A 17,793-nucleotide genomic window follows, 5' to 3' on the forward strand; every position below is an offset into this window, starting at 1 on the left:
ACCGGTTACCTTCGCAGAGCTTTCGGTTTGCGAAGGATCAGCACGACACCGGCGACCAGGAGCAGTAGGCCCCCGCCGGTCGCGGCGAGGCCGATGGTGAACTCCGAAGTCTCCAGCGGCGCCCGGCGGGTCTTGGCGGTGCCCGACGGCTCGGCGAAATGCTCGAGTTCGCCCGTGTAAGGCTTTGCCGCGGTGTCGATCTCGGGCGGGTGCGCGGCGGCGCGGACTGCCTGCGCCGCATTGATCTGCCCGGCCCCGACGAGGGCGTCGTGCCCGCCCGCCGGATGATTCGCGGTCCGGATCAGGATCGCGCGGGTCTGCGCCGGTGTCAGGTCGGGGTTGGTGGCCAGCATCAGCGCGACGACGCCCGAGGCCAGGGCCGTGGCCGGTGAGGTGCCGTCCGACGGCCGGTAGCCACCGTTCTTGTCGGCACTGATGATGCCGACACCGGGGGAGGCGATCGTGTTGTGCGTGCGCACGGTGCTGAATTCGGCGCGCGCGCCGCCCGGTTGCGTCGCGGCGACCGAGATGACGTTCGCGTAGCCCGCCGGGAAGTTGCCGTCGTTGGTCTCGTCGCTGCCGCCGCTGTTACCGGCGGCGGCGAGCAGCGTGACACCCTTGTTCACCGCGCGGCCGACGGCCGCCACCTCCGAGCCGTTCAGCTCGGAGAACATGCCGCCGCCGAGGGACATCGAGATCACGTCGGCGCCGTTGTCGACCGCGAAGTCGATGCCGTGGGCCAAGGGGGAGACGCCGTCCTTGGTGCGTTCGGGCGTCGCGTCCTGGTCGCGGCGGTCGTCGGTGACCCGCGCGGTGATGATCCGTGCCTTCGGCGCGACCTTCAGCACATCGGACACCATTGCGGTGCCGTGGATTCCGTAGCGGGCGTCGCCCGGCTTCAGTCCGTCCGAGTCGTAGAAGTCGGGACCGATCTTGTCGACGCGGCCTCGCAGGGCGGGATGGTCCTGATTGATGCCGGAGTCCAGGACCGCCACGGTCACGCCGTCGCCCTGGGTGGTCCGGTGCGCGGCGGGCAGGCCGAGGGCCTCGGACTCCCAGCTGGCCGGGGCGTCCTCGGCGACGGCCGCCGGGGCGGTGAGAGCGAGCGCCCCCAGCAATCCGGCCAGCACGGTGGCGGTCGCGCCGCCGCGGCGGGTGCGTGATGTCATCGCAGACCTCCGTCCCGCAGCCGGGGCAGATGGCCGACGAAGAGTCCGACCAGGTCCTCGGCATTGGCGTCCCAGGACTCGTAGTCGGTGTCCTGGCCGCCCAGCTCACCCCACTGCTCGGGCAGTCGTCCCGCGACGTGACCGTCCACCGAGCCGATGGTGGCGCCGACGGCGTACGGGAGGTTCGCGCCGGGCACCGCACGCAGGTAGGAGCCGTTGCGCACCTCCCATCCGGCCGCGAGGGTGCCGGGCACGGCGTACGGCGCGACGGCGCCCTCGACCTCCCGGTTGTCCTGAAAGAACTTGTGCACCCGTTCCTTCGGGCCGCTGTCCGGTCGGCCTTCGGGCAGCACGACCAGCGCGACGGTCGCGACCATATTGCCGGTGGTGTCCACGTAGGTGGCCCGCAGCACCGCCTCGCAACCGTTGTCCTGCGCCGCCGCCAGCGTGTTTCGGGTCAGGCCCCGGTCGCATCCGGTCTCCGGTGAGATCCCCACCCGATTCCAGATCGCACTGCCGGGTTCGTACAGCCCGCCGTCGTAGCCGGTGCGCCCGCCCAGGGAGATCGGGAACACCTTGTCGACCGGCTCGTCCCGCCACAGATTCTCGCCGTAGGCCAGGTTCGGCAGCACCTGCCGGTGATTGCTGTAGGCGTTCCCGGCGACCGCGCCACCGCCCAGCAAGGCCAGGGTGCCGACGACCGCGAGCAATCCGCCGAGCACCTTGCGCCCCGCGCCCCCGCCCCCAGGGACCTGGTGCTGCGGGAGCGGCTGATTCGGGGGTGTTCGGTTCGGTGGGGCCTGTGGGTGCCGGGGCGGCTGATTCGGGGGTGTTCGGTTCAGCAGGACCTGCGGCGGTCGAGGCCGCTGATTCGGGGGGATCTGGTTCGGCGGGAGGCCCGGCCCGGCGGGCGGTCCGGCTGGCACCGGCGGCATCTGACGGCCGTACGGCCGTGCGCCACCCGGCCCGGCGGGCGGCGGGTACGACATGTGCTTTTCTTCTCTCTCCGTCGCGCCGGACGGCGATGCCGTCCGGATCGGCTGCCGACCGTATTCGCGGTATGTTCGTGGCCGCGTGTTCTGGTGCGCACGGACAGTGTCCGGATGCGCAGAACCGGCCGAATCTGCCCGGAGTCGATGTCAATCCCGCAGGGCCTGACCGAGTTTGGTGAACTCGAGGGCCTTGCGGGCGCGGGTCAGCACGTTGGTGCGGGAGCGCAGGATGTGGCCGTGCAGGGTGTCGAGCGCGCGGTCCAGGTCGCCGGTGAGGAGGTATTCGGCGATGGCGATGTGGTCGGCGGTCATGGTCGCTATCCGCTCCGGCGTCGGCATGTCCAGCGAGCGGATCGGGCGGATCTTGGCTTGCACGCTGATCAGGGCGTCGGCCAGGGCCGCATTGCCCGCCGCCGTCAGCACGGCGGTGTGGAACTGCTCGTCCGCGGCGATGAGACCGGCGTCCGCGTCCGGCGGGTTGTCGCGCAGCCGGCGCCAGCGGTCGAGCTCCCGGCGGATCGCCAGCTGATCGTGTGCCGCCGTACTCGATCCGGCCGAACGGGCCGCCTCCGGCAGGGGCGTGGTGACGAACCGGACGCGCTGAATTCCCCGCGCCTCCAGAATGATTCGCAACTCGTACAGATCGCCGAGCTCGTCCAGTCGGGGCCGGTACGGATACAGGCCGTCGTCGTGGCGCTCCACCAGGCCGTCGGCGAGCAGGCGGGCCAGGGCCTCCCGGACGGGAGTCCGTGATACCCCGTACGTCTCGGCGAGGCGTTCCTCGCCCAGGCGCACGGTGGGATCGACCGCGCCCGCCGCCAGATCCCGGCACAGCGCGCGATAGACCCGCTCTCCCAACGAGATACGCCCCCTGCGCGTCATCTCGTGCGCCCGGTCAGATGGCCATCGCCGCGCGCACGGAGGTCTCCGCGCCCGCACCGCCCGCCCCCGAGGAGGCGATCCGGCCGGACTGCAGCACGTAGTAGCGTCCGGCGGCCTGCAGCGCGAAGCCGATGTGCTGCTCCACCAGCAGCACGCTCAACCCGCCGCGGCGCGTGAGTTCCATGATGGTGCGCTCGATTTCGGCCACCACCGACGGCTGAATGCCCTCGGTGGGCTCGTCGAGGATCAGCAACCTCGGCTCCGTGATCAGGGCCCGGGCGATGGCCAATTGCTGACGTTGCCCCCCGGACAGCAGCCCGGCCTTGCGGTCGAGCAGGTCGCGCAGCGCCGGAAACAGCTGCAGCGCCTCCTCGATCAGCGCCTTGCCGCGCTTGCGGCCGTCGGCCACCACCTGCAGATTCTCCGTGGTGGTCAGCTGCGGGAAACACTGCTGTCCCTGCGGAACATAGGCCATCCCGCGCCGCACCCGCCGCGACGGCGACAGCTTGGTGATCGTCTCGCCCTCGAAGCGGATCTGCCCCGACCGCACCGGCAGCAGCCCGACGGCGGCCCGCAGCAGCGTCGTCTTCCCGGCGCCGTTGTGACCCATGACCGCGGCGACACCATCGTCCGGAACGGTCAGCGTCACCCCGCGCACCACCTCGGTGCGATCGTAACCGGCATGGATGTCAACGAGTTCCAGCATCGGCAGCCTCCTCGGCATAGGTTTCGACGGCGGCCGCGGTGCCCAGGTAGACCTCCTGCACCTTCGGGTCGGCCTGCACCTGCTCGACCGTGCCCTCGCTGAGCACTCGCCCACCGGCCAGCACGGTCACGGAGGTCGCGAACGCCCGCATGAAATCCATATCGTGCTCGACGACGATGACGACTCGATCGGAACCGATGCGCCGCAGCAGGTTTCCCGTCTCCTCGCGCTCCTCTGCACTCATACCGGCCACCGGCTCGTCCAGCAGCAGCACCGACGCGTTCTGCACCAGCAGCATGCCGATCTCGAGCCACTGCTTCTGCCCGTGTGCGAGCACTCCGGCCGGTTTGTCCCGCAGATCCTGCAAACCCGTTGTCTCCAGGGCTGATTCGATGACGGGCACCACGTCCCGGCGCCGCCGCAGCAGGGTGAGCGGTGAGCGTCCGGAGCCCGCGGCGATATCGAGATTCTGCAAAACCGTGAGCTGCTGGAACACGCTGGCCGTCTGAAAGGTTCGGCCCACCCCGAGCCGTGCGATCCGGTGCACCTTGCGGCGCAACAACTCCACGCCCGATTTCTGTGCCGACCCGGTCGCGGGGACCAGGCCGGTGATGGCATCGATGAGGGTGGTCTTGCCCGCCCCGTTGGGACCGATCAGGAATCGCAGATCACCTTGCAGCACGGTGAGATCCACATCGGACACCGCCTTGAACCCGTCGAAATCGACCGAAAGCCCGCGGATTTCGAGGTACTCACTGTCCATGCCACCGGTACCGCCGAACCGGGGCCCGGTGGCCACGTCGCCTTTCGGGTCGGTCATCGCGCCTCGACCTTCCGTTCCGTCCCGGCATTTTCCGTTTCGGGCGGGTCCGCCGCGGCTTGCGGAGCCGCCGGTCGCCGAAACCGGTCGGCGAATCCCCTTGCCAGCGGCCACAACCCGGCCAGTCCGGCCGGAACGAATCCGACCACCACGATGAACAGCACGCCCTGCAGGTAGGTCCACCCGGACGGGAAATGCTCGGAGAGGCTGGTCTGCGCCCACGCCACCCCGATCGCGCCGAGCACCGGCCCCAGCAGCGTGGTCCGCCCGCCGATCGCCACGCCGATCAAGAACACGATCGAGGGCACCACACCGATATCGGCCGGGGAGATGATGCCGACGATCGGCGTGAACAGCGCGCCCGCGATGCCCGCGAAGAAGGCCGCCACCACATACGCGACGATCTTGATATTGGCGGGATCGTAGCCGAGGAAGCGCACCCGCTCCTCCTGGTCGCGCACGGCCACCAGCAACTCCCCGTAGCGGCTGTGCATCAGCTGCCGCGCCACGGCGACGACCAGCAGCAGCGCGGCGGCCGCGAGGAAGAACAGCATCCGCCGGTTCACCGGATCGTCGAGCCGGAAGCCGAAGAAGGCGCGGAAGTCGCTGAGCCCCGTGAAGCCGCCGATGGTCTGCTGCCCGGTGAGCAGGATGGCCAGCGCGGCGGTCAGTGCCTGGGACAGGATCGCGAAGTACGCCCCCTTGACCCGTCGCTTGAAGACCCCGAAGCCGAGCAGCGCGGCGAGCAGGGCGGGCAGCACCAGCACCGCCAGGATCGCCACCGGTGCCGATGCGAAAGGCACCCAGTACGAGGGCAATTCGGAGATCCCGGCGATCTGCATGAACTCCGGAACGTCCTGCCTCAGCCGCGCCGCATCGGCCAGCTGCATATGCATGGCCATGATGTAGGCGCCGATCCCGAAGAACACGCCCTGGCCGAGGGTGAGCATTCCGCCTCGCCCCCAGGCCAATCCGATGCCGACCGCCACGATCGCGAAGCACAGGAACTTCGCCAGCAGGCCGAGCCGGAAGTCGCTCAGGACGGCGGGCGCCACCGCGAACAACGCCACCGCGGCGAGCCCGAAGCCGCCGAGCGTGCGCAAGTGCCCTCTCGTGCCGTGCGGGATTCCCCCCGTGCGCGGGTCCCGATCGCTCATGCCAGGCTCCTCGTCCGAACGGTGAACAGACCCTGCGGCCGCACCTGCAGGAACACCACGATCAGCACGAACAGGATCACCTTCGCCACGGAGGCGGTGGTGGAGTACTCGATGAACGAATTCAGCAGCCCCAGCGCGAAAGCCGCGAGCACGGTGCCCTTGATCTGACCGAGCCCGCCGATCACGACGACCAGGAACGCGTCGACGAGATAGCTCTGCCCGATGGTCGGACTGGTCGATCCGATCAGCGTGAGCGCGACGCCCGCCACGGCGGCCAGTCCCGATCCGATGAAGAACGTGCCGACATCGGTCGAACGGCTGGATACGCCGCTGGTTTCGGCGAGGTCGCGGTTTTGCACGACGGCCCGGATGCGCCGCCCGAGCGGTGTCGCCTTCAGCGCGGCGGCCAGCGCGACCACCGCGACGACGGCGAGCACCAGGATGAAGATGCGGGTCTTGGGCACGACCGACCCGGCGAGGGTGAGGCCGCCGGACAGCCAGTCGGGGGCGACCACGTTCTTGGCCGGTGCGCCGAAGATGTTGCGCGCCAACTGCTGCAGGACGAGCCCGACCCCGAAGGTCACCAGCAGCGTGTCCAGCGGCCGCTCGTACATCCAGCGGATCAGGCCCATCTCCAGGGCGGCGCCGAGCAGCCCGCCGACCAGGAATCCGGCGAACAGCGACACCACCAGCGCCACGCCGGTGGCGTGCACGACCTGCTGCACCACGAAGGTCGTGTAGCAGCCCGCCATGATGAATTCGCCGTGCGCCATGTTGATCACGCCCATCTGACCGAAGGTCAACGACAGGCCCAGCGCCGCCAGCAGCAGAATGGATCCCAGGCTCAGGCCGGTGAACAGCTGGCCGATCGCCACTTCCATAGGGATTACCTCGATTTCGCTCGATCGACCGGTGTGGTCCCGTCCGCCCGATACCCGGACGAGACCACACCGCCCCTCATCGATGGCCGTCTGCTACTTCAGGCCCTTGGCCCACTCGTAGGACTTCAGATACGGGTCCGGCGCAATCGGCTTGCCGGAATCCCACACCGTGTAGATCAGGCCATCCGGGTGGATCTCGCCGATCCGCGCCGTCTTGGTGATGTGGTGGTTGGATCCGTCCACGGTCACGGTGCCCTCGGGCGCGTCGAAGCTGACACCGTCGGCGGCGTTCTGAATATCGGCCACCGCGAACGATTTCGCCTTCTCCACCATGTTCTTCCACAGGAACACCGAGGTGTAGGCGGCCTCCATCGGATCGGAGGTGGGCTTGTCGGCGCCGAAGACGGACTTGTAGGCGGAGACGAACGCCTTGTTCTGCGGGCTGTCGACGGTCTGGTAGTAGTTCCACGCGGTCAGCTGACCGGCGATGTTCTGTGGGCCGATGCCGGTGACCTCCTCCTCGGCGATCGACACCGAAACCACCGGCATATCGGCGGCTTTCAGGCCCGCGTTGGCGTACTCGCGGAAGAAGGCGACGTTGGAGTCGCCGTTGAGGGTGTTGAATACCGCCCCCGCCTTGGAATTTCGCACCTTGTTGACGATTGTGGAGAAATCGGTGGAGCCCAGCGGCGCGTAGTCCTCACCCTTGATCTCGATCCCGTTCGCCGCCGCGTAGGCCTTGATCTCACGGTTGGCGGTCTGCGGGAACACATAGTCGCTGCCGACCAGATACAGCGACGTGACGCCCTTCTGCTTCAGATAGTCCAGCGCGGGCAGGATCTGCTGATTGGTGGTGGCGCCGGTGTAGAAGATGTTCTTGCTGTCCTCCAGGCCCTCGTACTGCACCGGGTAGAACAGCAGCGAGTTCAGCGACTCGAACTTGGGCTTCATCGCCTTGCGACTGGCCGAGGTCCAGCCACCGAAAACCGCTGCGACACAGTCGGAGCTGATCAGTTTCTCGGCCTTCTCGGCGAAGGTCTTCGGGTCCGACGCGCCGTCCTCGGGCACGATCTGAATCCGTTTGCCCAGCACCCCGCCGGCGGCGTTGACCTGGTCGACCGCCAGCTTGGTGGAGTTGGCGACGGTGACCTCGCTGATGGCCATGGTGCCGGTCAGCGAGTGCAGCGACCCGATCTTGATGGTGTCGGTCGAGGTGTCGACACAGGATGCCGCGGCCGAGCCGGTTTCGGCGTCGTCGCGGGCGCCGCAGGCGGTCAGCAGCAGCGCCGACAGTGCGACGGCGGTCGGTGCGGCGACGACCTTGCGCAGGCGGCGGGCGTGGTCGCGACGAGCGTCACGAGAATCTGACATGGGCGGAACCCTTCTCACTCGCGGGACAGCGGCGTTGTATACAGCGGCTGTATCCGTGCGCCGAAGAGTAGGTGGGAAGTGTTGCGCCCGAATATTTTCCGGTGACGAGCATGTTGCATACGTTTCGGAAATGTGAACTTTGTCCGATTCAAGATCGCGCTGTCATTTCCGGCATGCTTTCGGCCGGAATCCACAGGTGAGTTACCGCAACACGTACGGCGAGATGGAACTGCGGTGCTCGCTGATGTCGAGGGATTTGCCAAGCGGCGGAAAGGCCCGCTGCGGGCAGTTGGTCCGTTCGCAGACGCGGCAGCCCGCGCCGATCGGAGTGGCCTTGGGGTCGTTGAGATCCAGCCCGTCGGCATAGACGACCCGGCCCGCGTGCCGCAGTTCGCAGCCGAGCCCGATGGCGAAGGTCTTGCTGGGCTCGCCGTAGCGGGTGGCGCGCCGCTCCACGGTGCGGGCGATCCACAGATACTTGCGGCCGTCGGGCATCTGGGCGATCTGGGTCATGATCCGCCCCGGATAGGCGAAGGTCTCGTACACATTCCACAGCGGGCAGGTGCCGCCGCTGGAGGAGAAGTGAAAACCGGTGGCGGACTGCCGTTTCGACATGTTCCCGGCGCGGTCGACGCGCACGAACGAGAACGGCACACCGCGCAGCTTCGGGCGCTGCAGTGTCGAGAGCCGGTGGCAGATGGTCTCGTAACTCTGCGTGAAGAAGGCCGACAGCCGCTCGATGTCGTACCGGAAGTTCTCGGCGACCTCGTGGAAATACGAATAGGGCAGCACCAGGGCGGCGGCGAAGTAGTTGGCCAGCCCCAGCTGCGCGAGCGTGCGCGAGTCGTCGGAGGCGAAATTGCCCTCCTCGACCAGCTTTTCGATCAGTTCGCCGCATTCGAGATACCCCAGCTCGGCGGCGAGCTTGAACACCCGCTGCCCGCCCGAGAGGTGCGGGGCGATCTCGAGCCGCCGGGCCTCGGTGTCGAAGCGGTGCAGCACGCCCTCGCCCAGATCGATGCGCTCGACGATCTGCACACCGTGCGCGGTGGTGAGGCGGCGGGCGATCTCGCGCTTGAGATCGCCGCCGTGGAAGCGCATCCGGGTGGCGAGTTCCTCTGCGGCGGTATCCAATTCGTGAATATAGTTCTGCCGCTGATAGAAGAAGTCGCGCACCTCCTCGTGCGGGCGGGAGATGGACCCGGACCCGCTGCCGTCGGCGAAGCGGTCCTCGGTGGCGGCGGCCAGCTGGGCGGTGGTATTGCGGAAGCGCCGGTGCATGTTCACCATCGCGCGGGCCAGACTCGGATGCGCCGAGACCATTTCGGCGATCTCCTGGGCGTCGGCCTCGATGCCGAGCTCCTGGTCCATCACCACTTCCTGCAATTCGGCGATGAGCCGGGTGTCGTCCTGGGAGGAGAAGAAGCCGGCGTCGACGCCGAACACCTCGCTGATGCGCAGCAGCACCGGTACGGTGAGCGGACGCACGTCGTGTTCGATCTGGTTGAGGTAGCTCGCCGAGATCTCCAGCTTCTTGGCGAGCGAGACCTGGCTCAGCCCTCGTTCGGTGCGCAGCTGACGAAGGCGCGCGCCGACGTAAGTCTTGGCCATATGTCCAGTTTATGGGCGGTTTCGCAGGTCTGCAAACATCCGATTAACAGAACGCGCGAGCGATGTGTCACACCCGCGCGCTACCGTCGAGTCCGTGCTGTTGACGCAAGTCGTCGCGGCGTCGCAGGCCGTGCGGGCGACGTCGTCGCGCAAGACCAAGATCGCGACCCTGGCCGGTCTGCTGGGGCAGGCCGGGCCGGAGGAGCTCGCGCCGGTCGTGGCCTGGATCTCGGGGGATCTGCTGCAGGGCCGGATCGGCACGGGTTGGCGCACGCTGGTGGCCATCGATGTCGACCCCGCGCCGGAGCCGAACCTGACGGTGGCGGCCGTCGACGAGGCGCTGAGCGAGCTGGCCCGCACCGCCGGTTCGGGCTCGGCCGCCCGCCGCCAGGAGCTGCTGGCGGCGCTGCTGTCCGCGGCGACCGTCGGCGAGCGCGATTTCCTCGTGCGATTGCTGACCGGTGAGCTGCGGCAGGGCGCCCTGACGGCGATCGTCGCCGAGGCGGTCGCGGTGGCCGCGGAGGTCCCGATAGATCTGGTCCGCCGCGCGCACATGCTGTCCGGCCGGTTGCCGGTCACGGCGGAGGCGGCGATGACCGGGGGCGCGCCCGCGCTGTCGGAATTCCGGTTGGAGGTCGGCCGCCCGGTTCAGCCCATGCTCGCCTCCCCGGGCGCCACCCTCGAGGATGCCTTCGAGGAGTTCGCCGGGGAGGTGAGCGTGGAGCACAAGCTCGACGGCGCGCGAATTCAGGTGCACCGCAAGGGATCGCGCGTGTGGGTCTTCACCCGGACACTGCGCGACATCACCGGCAACGTGCCGGAGCTGGTGGAGCTGGTCACCGGGCTGGACTGCGAGAGCGTGGTTCTCGACGGAGAGACGCTGGCCCTCACCGATGCGGGGCGCCCGCGTCCGTTCCAGGAGACGATGAGCCGCTTCGCGATCACTCCCGACGCGGTCCGGCCGGAGGCGGATCCGGCGGTCACCGAGGCCGCCGCGCTCGGGCAGGCCGTCCCCGCGGCGACGACCACCCGCGAGCTGCTGCTGCATCCGTACTTCTTCGACTGCCTGCATCTGGACGGCGCCGACCTGCTCGATGCGCCGCTGTCCGAACGTCGCGCGGCATTGGCGAAGGTGGCCGCCGCGCACAGTATTCCGTCGCTGGTCCAGCCCGATGCCGAGGCGGCCGCCGCCTTTTTCGACGGCGCCCTGGCCGCGGGGCACGAGGGCGTCGTGATCAAGTCGCTGTCCGCGCCCTACGCCGCCGGGCGCCGCGGCCGGGCCTGGCAGAAGATCAAGCCCACCCACACCCTGGATCTGATCGTGCTCGGGGCCGAATGGGGTTACGGCCGCCGCACGGGCTACCTGTCGAATCTGCATCTGGGCGCCCGCGATCCGGACGGCGGCGAGCCGGTCATGGTCGGCAAGACCTTCAAAGGTCTCACCGATGCGCTGCTGCGGTGGCAGACCACCGAATTCCCGCGGCACGAGCGAGCCCGCGACGAGCACACCGTCTACCTGCGGCCGGAGCTGGTGGTCGAGATCGCGCTCGACGGTGTGCAGGTCAGTCCGCGGTATCCGGGCGGCGTCGCGTTGCGTTTCGCGCGGGTTGTCCGCTACCGCCCGGACAAGGAACCCGCCGAGGCCGACACCATCGACGCCGTGCGTGCGCTGCTACCGGGGCAGGCCGCCGGGCGACCGGACCCGGCCGTCGCCGAGTAGACGGGACCGGCCGGGCGGCGATCTGCTGCCCGTTTCCGGTCGGTGGCGCCGTGATGGGCGGCGCGCCGGTCGCGAAGATCAAAACCAACCGGTAGGCATGCGAAGCTGATCGCGTGCGCCGCGGAGCCGGTGCACGCGAGCTGGTCGAGGAACGAACCGGACAACCGAGCGGATGCGCCGCGGCGTGCTGACACATCGGGGAGTGATCGGGACTTGGCAGGTAGGCAGCGGGTGGCCGCCCGGATCTGGACGGCGGCGGTGATGACGGCGGTATCGGTACTGGCACCGGTCGCGCTCGACGCGGAGCGGTCGACCGCGCGCGCCGACCTTCTCGAGAACCTGGTCGATCCGCCCCACGAACTCGCGTCCATCCTCCCGACACCGCTGGACGACAAGTTCTACGCACCGCCCCCGGGCCTCGAAAAGCGCCGCCCGGGAACGGTTCTCGCATCCCGCACGGTACGCAACTGGTTTCCCACGCCGACCCGATCCACCGAACTGCTGATCCGGTCCACCGATACCAAGGGCAGGCCGGTGCCGGTGATCGCCACGCTGCTGATGCCCCGGTCGGCATGGCGCGGCACCGGGCCGCGGCCGCTGATCTCCTACAACATCCCCATCTCCTCGCTCGGGCACAGCTGCACCCCGTCGCATCAGCTCAAGGAGGGCGTGCAGGCGGACCAGCTGTCGATCGAGCTGTTGCTGGCGCGCAACTACGCCGTGATCGTGCCCGACCACCAGGGTCCCCGGCAGGCCTACGCGGCCGGGCGGATGGGCGGTCACGCGGTCCTGGACGCGATCCGGGCCGCGGTGGGCCTCGGAATACCTGCGCTGCAACCGGATTCGCCGATCGTGGTATCGGGCTATTCCGGCGGGGCCGTGGCGACGGGCTGGGCGGCACAGCTGGCGCCCGAGTACGCGCCGGAGCTGAATCTGACGGGCGCCCTGATCGGCGGCGTGCCCGCCGACTACGAGATGTTGCTGGGCACCATGAACGGGACCAATATCGCATCCGGGATATTCCTGGCCGCGACCCTCGGGCTCGCGCGGGAGTACCCGGAGCTGCTGACGCTGCTCAACGACAACGGCTGGCGGCTGGCGCACGCATTCCGGGACATCTGCGTCGGCGGGGAGGCCGTGCTCGGCGTGGTCGCCTCGCTGAAGGTGGAGCAGCTCACCGACGTGCCCGACCCGATCTCCCATCCGATCGTGCGAAAGGTCCTGGCGGACAACAAGCTCGGGGCGGCCGCTCCGAAGGTTCCGGTCCTGATCTACCACGGCGTCAACGAATTCTGGATCCCCTTCGAACAGGCACGCAACCTCCACGCCGACTGGTGCCGCCGCGGCGCCCGCGCCCGCCTCGACCCCCTCCCCGGCGAACATTTCACCGTCGGCGCCCTGGCCATCCCCGCCACCGGCGCCTGGGTCGACGGCATGCTGACCGGCCGACTGGTCCCACCCGGCTGCACCCTCGCGGGTGATTGATGTGGCAACCGCCTCCACACTTCCCGGCGTGCTCTCTCCATATTTCCCGGCATGCTTTTGGCCGGGATTATCAGGCCCCTCTCAGCCCACGTTGCGGTTGTCGCCAAGGTTGCCGGGCAGACTCGGTGCCGTGGGGGACGGACCGGTATCCCGCTGCCGGCGGCGCTGACGTCCGCGCCGCCGGCGGCAATTCTTTCGGCGTTCAGGGTTCGAAGGAGTGGTGTCCGCTGAGGTTGGGCAGGCGGCACAGTCCGGCCGCGATCTCCGCGGCGAGATCGTCGTAGGCGGCCGCCAGTTCCGACAGCCGCCGCGAGGCATCGCGAGCCATCCATTCGGGCGCGTCGGTCAGCGCGAAGTAGGACAGCGCGGAGTACTGGGCCAGCCGGTCGATCACCGTGCCCACCGTCTCGGTATGTAGCCGCACGCCACCGCGTGCCCGCGGTAATTCCGTTGCGACCCAATGGTCTATGTCGTGCACCAACTGGGCGCGAAGGCTATCGATGCCGCGTGCGGCGATCGGCGTCACGGCGAGCCGCTGCTCGTGCAGCTCGGCCAGCCGGCAGGCACAGCGCAGCACGAAGTGATCCTCGTCTGCGGTCCCGCGGCATGCCTCCAGGAGGCGGTGTTTGGGTGGGAGCGATTCCACGGCGCCATCTTGCCCGCCGAATGTTTCCGATCAGCAACGACATTCGATGCCAGCCGCTCGCGGCACGGATTTTTCGCTCGAGCGTGGCGGCCCGATCATCCGCCCGGCTCGGGTGCCGGGAGCGTGCAGCGAGTATCGGCGGGCGGGGTGATCAGGTCGATCAGGTATCCGGCGACGGCCCTGTTCACGCAGTCGCTGGTCCCGGAGAACGCGACGGTGTGCTGTTCGCCCTCGACGGTGAGCAGGGTGCCGCCGAGGGCCTCGGCGAGGCTGATCCCGTCGCGGTAGGGGGTGGCCGGATCGCCGGTGATCGAGATAGTCAGTGTTTCGGGCAGTCCCTCGATACCGGTGGCATAGGGGTAGTCGAGAGTCGGTGCGGCAGGCCAGAACTCGCAGCCGTCGCGCGCGCCGTCGGCACCACGCCCGGTATCGGTGAACGGGGCCGCCGCCTGGATTCGGCGCTTCAGGTCGGACTCCTGCTCCGGGGTGCGGCGCTGTTCGTCCATGCAGTTGATCGCGTAGTTGGCCTCGTTGAAGTTGCCGTAGCGTCCGTCGGGCCCGCGCCCGGCGAAGGCGTCGCCCAGCGCGAGGAGGGTGTCGCCGCGTCCGGCCGCGATCTCGGCGATTCCCTTCGTGATCGCGGGCCAGGCCGCGGAGTCGTACAACCCCGCGGTCACCGCGCCGTACGCGCCGTCGAAGTCCAGTCGCCGACCGTCGGCGGCGGTTATCGGCCGATCGAGCAGGGGCCGGACGATGCTCTGGAATTTCTCGGTGGCTCGTCCGGGGTCGGTGCCCAGGGGACAGTCGGGCCGGGTGGCGCAGTCGGCGGCCATCGCGTCGAAGGACCGCTGAAAGCTGGTGAACTGCGCGACTCGCCGCTCGACGGTCCCCGCGCGTGGATCGATGGCGCCGTCGAGAACCATGGCCCGCACGGTGCGGGGGAACATTTCGGCGTAGACCGCGCCGAGCCGGGTGCCGTAGCTCTGACCGAAGTAGGTCAGCTTCTCGTCACCCAGCGCCGCGCGCAGGATATCCATATCGCGGGCCGCGTCCCGGGTGCCGACGTGGGCGAGCACGTCCCGGCCACCCGAACGCCCGGCACACCGGTCGACCAGCCCGCGGGTGTCCTGCTCGGTCCATGTGCCCGCGCCGACGGCGACGGAGGTCAGGGCGTCTCCGGCATCGATGTCGGCATCGGTGAAGCAGTCGACCGCCGGGGTGGAGGCGCCGACTCCGCGGGGATCGAAGCCGATGAGGTCGAACTTCTCGGTCACCGGGCTGGTCGCCCACGTCTTCGACGCGACGGCGGCCATGCTCATTCCGGGCCCGCCCGGCCCGCCGGGGTTGAGCAGTAGTGACCCCATCGGCTTACCCCGCGCGGGCGCTTTGAGCAGGGCGATCTGCGCGGTGCGGCCCGCCGGGTCGTCGTAGTCGAGGGGCACCTGCACCCGGGCACATTGGAACGCCGGGTTGCTGGCGAAGGCCTTCTCGTCGGCGGCGGTCGTGGCGTAGCCCGGACAGGGCTCGAAGGATAAACGCTGGTCGTAGAAGCGCTGCAACTCCGGGCTCGGCTGCTGCGGCCCGGAGGATTCCGGCTGGGTGCAGGCGCCGAGCGTCAGGGCGAGCAGGAACGCCGCGGCGGTCGGTGCCGCGCGTCGGCCGAAAGAGCCCGCGGGCCTGGCTCGTTCCGAGTTCCCTCGGGCGGGGGTGGTAATCCACGCCATGGCTGTCACTCCTCGATCCACCGGCACCGGCGTGCCGATTCGGGAGCCAGTCTCGACTGTGCCGCAGCGGCACGGTCAAGTGCCCCGGCCCGCTCACACCAGCTTTACACGCACTCCCGCCTCGCGGATGGCGGCGACCGCGCCCTCCTCGGCGGCGTTGTCGATCACGAGGATGTCGATCTCCTCGATGGGGCAGATGCGGGCCAATGCCGCCCGCTCCAGCTTCTCGGCGGTGGCCACCACGATGACACGCGTTGCGCGGTGGGCCATCTCGGCGTTCACGCCCGCCTCGTCGAGATGGCGGCACTGGGCGCCACCGGCCGCCGAGATCGCGTTCACGCCGAGAATGACCGTGTCCAGGTGTAATTCGGCCAGGGCGCGTTCGGCCAGCGGCCCGTGCAGCTCGTAGGACTCACGCCGCGCCATCCCACCGAGGCAGATGGTGCGCAGCTGCGGGCGCAGCACCATCTCGCTGGCGATGTTCAGTGCGTTGGTGACGATGGTCATCTGGCTGTCGGCCGAGGTCGGCAGGTCCGGTCGCCCGGCCAGCGCGCGGGCCACCGCCGTGGTGGTGGTGCCGCCGTTGAGACCCACCACCTCGGCCGGGTCCACCAGTCCCGCAGCGTATTCCGCGACGCGCTGCTTGGCCGCGTCGCCACTGCGGTACCGGGCGGGCAGCTCATAGGCGACCGACGTGGCGACGATGCCGCCGTGCGTGCGGGCCGCCAGTTGCTGGTCGGCCAGCGCGGTGAAATCGCGGCGAATGGTGGCGGGGGAGACGCCGAGCACCGCGGCGGCCTCCTCCACCGACAACCGGCCTGCGTCGGCCAGCAGTTCCAGCAGCCGGTTCCAGCGCTGGGACCGATCGGCCGCAGCGGTCATTTGACGCTACCGGCGGTCAGGCCGGCGACCAGGCGCTTCTCGATGAGCGCGAACAGGATGACAACGGGCACGATGCCGACCGTAGAGATCGCGAAGACATATTGCCAAGCCGTGTCGTATTGCCCGATGAACTTGGTCAAGGCCACCGACAGCGGCTGGTTCTCCGGCGTGGTCAGGATCACCAGGCTGGCCGCGAACTCGTTCCAGCACGACACGAACGCGAAGATGGTCGCGGTGACGATGCCCGGCCACACCAGCGGCAGGCTCACGCGGGTCAGGGTCTGCAGCCTGCTCAGCCCGTCGAGCTGCGCGGCCTCCTCGATCTCCACCGGTACCGACGCGAAGAAGCTGTGCAGGATCCACACCGCGAACGACAGGTTGAACGCCGCGTTCACGAGGATCATCGCCAGCCAGGTGTCGTTGATGCCGAGCGTGAAGAACTCCCGGATCAGGCCGGTCACCAGGACGGTCGGCTGCAACATCTGGGTCACCAGCACCAGGCCGAGGAACGCGACCTTGCCCGGAAAGCGCCGCCGCGCCGTGTAATACGCGGCGGGGATCGCCACCAGCAGCACGACCACGGTCGCGAATACCGAGATCACCACGGTGCTCACCATGTTGAACGACAGCGGCGTCTCCGGTGTGTTCCACATGCTCGAGTAGTTGCCCGGGCTCCACTGCTGCGGCAGATAGGTCGGCGGGATGCGCAGGATCTCCGAGCGCGGCTTGAGCGAACCGAGCACCATCACCACGTACGGGATCAGGAAGATCGCCGCGATCACGACGCCGACGGCGGTCAGCTCCCAGCGGCGGCGGGGTTTCCCGGCCCTCGCCACGGCCGTGGGATCGGTCATCGCGCCTCCTCACCAGCCGGGCGGATCAGCTTCACATAGACCGCGATGATCACCACGATCAGCGCGAAGTTCAGCACGCTCATCGCGGCCGCCGTCGCGACCTCCTGGTTCTGCCGAATCAGCTTGAACGTCAACGTCGTTGTCGTATCGGCCCCGAATCCGGCGATGCTGCCGGTCAGCACCTGCAGAATCGGCAGCGAGTTGAACACGTTGATGATGTTGATGACCGTCGCCACCGCGATCGCCGGACGCAGTTGCGGGAGCGTCAGATACCGGTAGCGCTGCCAGACGCCCGCGCCGTCCACCCGCCCGGCCTCCTCGATCTCCGCCGGAATCGCCTGCAGCCCGGCGAGAATCGTGTAGGTAGTGAACGGGATCGAGACGAACACCGCCACCCCGATCGCCACCAGGAACGCCGGGCCCGCCTCCTTGGTGAAGCCGAAGCCCCGGTCCAGCACGCCGATGTCGACCAGGAACCGGTTGGCGATGCCGACGTCCGGATCCAGCATGTAGGCGAAGATCGTCGTGGTCATCACCACCGACGCCGCCCACGGCACCAGGATCGCCATGCGCACCGCGGTGCGGCCCGGGAAATCCTTGTTCAGGAACTGGGCCAGGCCCGCCGACAGCACCAGCGTGATCGCCACGACCGCCACCACCCAGACCACCGTGTGCAGCAGGACGCTGCCCAGCTCCTCGATGGCGAACAACTTGCGGAAGTTCGCGAGTCCGGCCGGGCCGCGATCCTGGCCGTAGGCGCTCAGGGTGCGGGTGGAGGTCCAGAGCATGTAGCCCGCCGGAAAGGCCACCACGCCCGCGATGAGAATCAGTACCGGGCCGATCCACGGTAGCGCCCGCAGCGCCGCCGTGGACCGGTGCCCGGTCTTCACGGC

16 protein-coding genes are annotated in these 17,793 nt (G+C 68.9%); 2 read left to right on the forward strand and 14 right to left on the reverse strand.

Annotated elements, in window-relative coordinates; all coding sequences use genetic code 11:
* Nucleotides 1–5: 5 nt before the first annotated feature.
* The 9 genes from QH290_RS19995 to ramB all read right to left on the reverse strand — a co-directional run bounded on the left by QH290_RS19995 (nt 6) and on the right by ramB (nt 9,589).
* Nucleotides 6–1,169: a S8 family peptidase gene (locus tag QH290_RS19995; protein ID WP_280384467.1), complete on the reverse strand. Its 1,164-nt coding sequence runs from the start codon at nt 1,167–1,169 to the stop codon at nt 6–8.
* Complete coding sequence (locus QH290_RS20000) at nt 1,166–1,891, reverse strand: hypothetical protein (RefSeq protein ID WP_280266583.1); 726 nt, start codon at nt 1,889–1,891, stop codon at nt 1,166–1,168. The genes QH290_RS19995 and QH290_RS20000 overlap by 4 nt, the downstream gene beginning before the upstream one ends.
* 417 nt (nt 1,892–2,308) lie before the next feature.
* Nucleotides 2,309–3,043 carry a GntR family transcriptional regulator gene (locus QH290_RS20005; RefSeq protein WP_280384469.1) on the reverse strand — a complete coding sequence of 245 codons (735 nt, stop codon included), beginning with the start codon at nt 3,041–3,043 and terminating at the stop codon, nt 2,309–2,311.
* Between the two features lie 13 nt (nt 3,044–3,056).
* Nucleotides 3,057–3,749 carry an urea ABC transporter ATP-binding subunit UrtE gene (urtE, locus tag QH290_RS20010; protein WP_280384470.1) on the reverse strand — a complete coding sequence of 231 codons (693 nt, stop codon included), beginning with the start codon at nt 3,747–3,749 and terminating at the stop codon, nt 3,057–3,059.
* The gene (urtD, locus tag QH290_RS20015; protein WP_280384473.1) at nt 3,733–4,569 is read right to left on the reverse strand and encodes an urea ABC transporter ATP-binding protein UrtD; all 837 of its coding nucleotides are present in this window, start codon (nt 4,567–4,569) and stop codon (nt 3,733–3,735) included. Before urtD ends, urtE begins: the two co-directional genes overlap by 17 nt.
* A complete protein-coding gene (gene urtC / locus QH290_RS20020) occupies nt 4,566–5,726 on the reverse strand; it encodes an urea ABC transporter permease subunit UrtC (RefSeq protein WP_280384475.1) in 1,161 nt (386 codons plus the stop codon). Before urtC ends, urtD begins: the two co-directional genes overlap by 4 nt.
* Complete coding sequence (urtB, locus tag QH290_RS20025) at nt 5,723–6,607, reverse strand: urea ABC transporter permease subunit UrtB (protein WP_280384477.1); 885 nt, start codon at nt 6,605–6,607, stop codon at nt 5,723–5,725. Before urtB ends, urtC begins: the two co-directional genes overlap by 4 nt.
* 93 nt (nt 6,608–6,700) lie before the next feature.
* Nucleotides 6,701–7,978 (reverse strand): urea ABC transporter substrate-binding protein, encoded by a 1,278-nt coding sequence (urtA, locus tag QH290_RS20030; protein ID WP_280384478.1) that lies wholly within the window; start codon nt 7,976–7,978, stop codon nt 6,701–6,703.
* A gap of 201 nt (nt 7,979–8,179) precedes the next feature.
* Nucleotides 8,180–9,589 carry an acetate metabolism transcriptional regulator RamB gene (ramB, locus tag QH290_RS20035; protein ID WP_280261221.1) on the reverse strand — a complete coding sequence of 470 codons (1,410 nt, stop codon included), beginning with the start codon at nt 9,587–9,589 and terminating at the stop codon, nt 8,180–8,182.
* Between the two features lie 94 nt (nt 9,590–9,683).
* Between ramB and QH290_RS20040 the strand changes: the two genes are divergently transcribed.
* Nucleotides 9,684–11,309: an ATP-dependent DNA ligase gene (locus tag QH290_RS20040; protein WP_280261219.1), complete on the forward strand. Its 1,626-nt coding sequence runs from the start codon at nt 9,684–9,686 to the stop codon at nt 11,307–11,309.
* Nucleotides 11,310–11,522: 213 nt separating this feature from the next.
* On the forward strand, nt 11,523–12,794 hold the full coding sequence (locus QH290_RS20045) for a lipase family protein (RefSeq protein WP_280261217.1): 1,272 nt from the start codon (nt 11,523–11,525) through the stop codon (nt 12,792–12,794).
* Nucleotides 12,795–12,996: 202 nt separating this feature from the next.
* On the opposite strand, the gene QH290_RS20050 is transcribed toward QH290_RS20045, so the two are convergent.
* From QH290_RS20050 to QH290_RS20070, 5 genes are all read right to left on the reverse strand, one after another.
* Entirely contained in the window at nt 12,997–13,440 is a 444-nt protein-coding gene (locus tag QH290_RS20050; RefSeq protein WP_280270017.1) for a DUF4254 domain-containing protein, read from the reverse strand.
* Nucleotides 13,441–13,535: 95 nt separating this feature from the next.
* Nucleotides 13,536–15,164: an alpha/beta fold hydrolase gene (locus tag QH290_RS20055; protein ID WP_280384481.1), complete on the reverse strand. Its 1,629-nt coding sequence runs from the start codon at nt 15,162–15,164 to the stop codon at nt 13,536–13,538.
* A gap of 93 nt (nt 15,165–15,257) precedes the next feature.
* Nucleotides 15,258–16,046, reverse strand: a complete 789-nt coding sequence (locus tag QH290_RS20060) for a DeoR/GlpR family DNA-binding transcription regulator (RefSeq protein WP_280384483.1) — start codon at nt 16,044–16,046, stop codon at nt 15,258–15,260.
* Complete coding sequence (locus tag QH290_RS20065; RefSeq protein WP_280384486.1) at nt 16,043–16,900, reverse strand: carbohydrate ABC transporter permease; 858 nt, start codon at nt 16,898–16,900, stop codon at nt 16,043–16,045. The genes QH290_RS20060 and QH290_RS20065 overlap by 4 nt, the downstream gene beginning before the upstream one ends.
* On the reverse strand, nt 16,897–17,790 hold the full coding sequence (locus tag QH290_RS20070; RefSeq protein ID WP_280270021.1) for a carbohydrate ABC transporter permease: 894 nt from the start codon (nt 17,788–17,790) through the stop codon (nt 16,897–16,899). Before QH290_RS20070 ends, QH290_RS20065 begins: the two co-directional genes overlap by 4 nt.
* Nucleotides 17,791–17,793 lie beyond the last annotated feature (3 nt).

The organism is Nocardia wallacei, assembly GCF_029869545.1.
GTDB classification, from domain to species: Bacteria; Actinomycetota; Actinomycetes; order Mycobacteriales; family Mycobacteriaceae; genus Nocardia; species Nocardia wallacei_A.